This window comes from Mesorhizobium sp. WSM4807 (assembly GCF_055811615.1).
The window spans coordinates 1-1,387 of sequence record NZ_JBVVQY010000097.1 but is presented as its reverse complement, the minus strand read 5'-3'; the positions used below and the strand labels follow the sequence as shown (position 1 = coordinate 1,387).

General features: G+C 61.2%; 1 protein-coding gene. It reads left to right on the top strand.

Going from position 1 to position 1,387, the window contains the following annotated elements:
• The first annotated feature begins 254 nt into the window (after positions 1-254).
• Positions 255-839 carry a hypothetical protein gene (locus tag AC0L3N_RS33835; RefSeq protein ID WP_473552020.1) on the top strand — a complete coding sequence of 195 codons (585 nt, stop codon included), beginning with the start codon at positions 255-257 and terminating at the stop codon, positions 837-839.
• Positions 840-1,387 lie beyond the last annotated feature (548 nt).

Sequence of the window (1,387 nt, the reverse complement as noted above, 5' to 3'; positions counted from 1 at the left end):
CGCCTCACCACAATGGATCAGGATGCGATCCTTGCCGAGGCGATGCGCCAGCGCGACCTTTTGGCCGACAGCCTGTCTACCTGAGCTATCAACGTGAGTTGAAGCGAGGTGCTTCAGGCGCTGGCGGTTTCGATGGGCGCCGAGCTTGCCGCTTGGACGAGTAACTGAGCACTCGCGCCCGCTTGGTCGATGGCACGCGCTGCGCGAGCGCCGTTGCGTCAGTCGAGGCGGCGAGGGAAGCCAAGGCAAGGTCGATGTCTTCGATGCAGAGTTCGGATAAACGCAGCTTGGCGGAGGCGAGCCGATTCCTGACGCGCGCGTCTGCGCGCATGACGATCTTGCGGTCGAGCATCAGGCATCTATTTGGCCAGCTCTCGCCAGGCGGCGCCCATACCGCCCAGGCCGAGGGTCGGCATCTGATCGAGCATTGGATTTGTCAGCATTCATTCTTCCTTTCCGGCCCGCCTGGTTGGGCATTGAGCATGCCCTCCGCCATCTTCGGTGGCGAAGGCTTCATCGCGGAAGACTGGATCGCATCTTTCCTGTCGCCCGATGCAGCCGAACGGCAAGAGGCGACACTGACCCGTCGTCTCGACCAGATCGACCGGCGGCCCAAGTGGTCGAGCGCGACCTCGACAGTCAAGACGCTCGCCATCCGTCCGTTTTGGCTGGTCTTTGACCCCTGCCCGCAAACCATGCGCGCCGAAGCCCGCGCCAAGCGACTCGAGCGCCGTTCTGGGAAAACGCCGGTCAACCGACACCTACCGTCGGATTTGTCGAGTCCGGGACACGGTGGTGTTCGGCCTGGGTGCCTGCTGTACCCTCGTTTAAGCCACTGAACGAGATGAATAAATTTGTTCTGAGCTCTCTTTCTGCACAATTGGCACGACTTTTGAATCTCCCTTTTCGGGAGGGTCGGCAGGGCTGCCGACCCATATGCATGTCGTTTGGTGACATCGTGATCGATGGAACGAAGATGAGACAGCAACATGTCAGGCCGCGTCAGGTAGGTCGTGCGCAAAAAGGGGGCGTCCACTTCGCCGACGGCAATCTGGACCAGGTGATAGGTGACGTGGGACGTTGCGCACCGCTTCAACTACACCGGCCGTGTCGCCGGCCCAGCGGGCTTGGTCCAGCAGCTGAGCCGCGTCTCCATTGCCCCTCCCCGAGCACCGCTGCCCTTTTGGGGTATTCTAGCCACCTGAAATTGCCAACCGGCCAGCAGCCTGGACGGCCGGATTTCGACGGCTGTCCGGTTCACGCGCGACCCCGCTTGCACTCCCTCGAATATGAGAGATTAGGAGGAATACAATGAAACCGTCGCCCGCCGAGCAACCCGCTATGATCGAAGGCGCAATAGAAGAATTGGAGGCCCGGTACTCCAGCA

Coding starts and splice junctions, on each gene's coding strand:
- AC0L3N_RS33835 (WP_473552020.1), top strand. CDS start 255: ATGTCTTCGATGCAGAGTTCGGATAAACGCAGCTTGGCGGAGGCGAGC.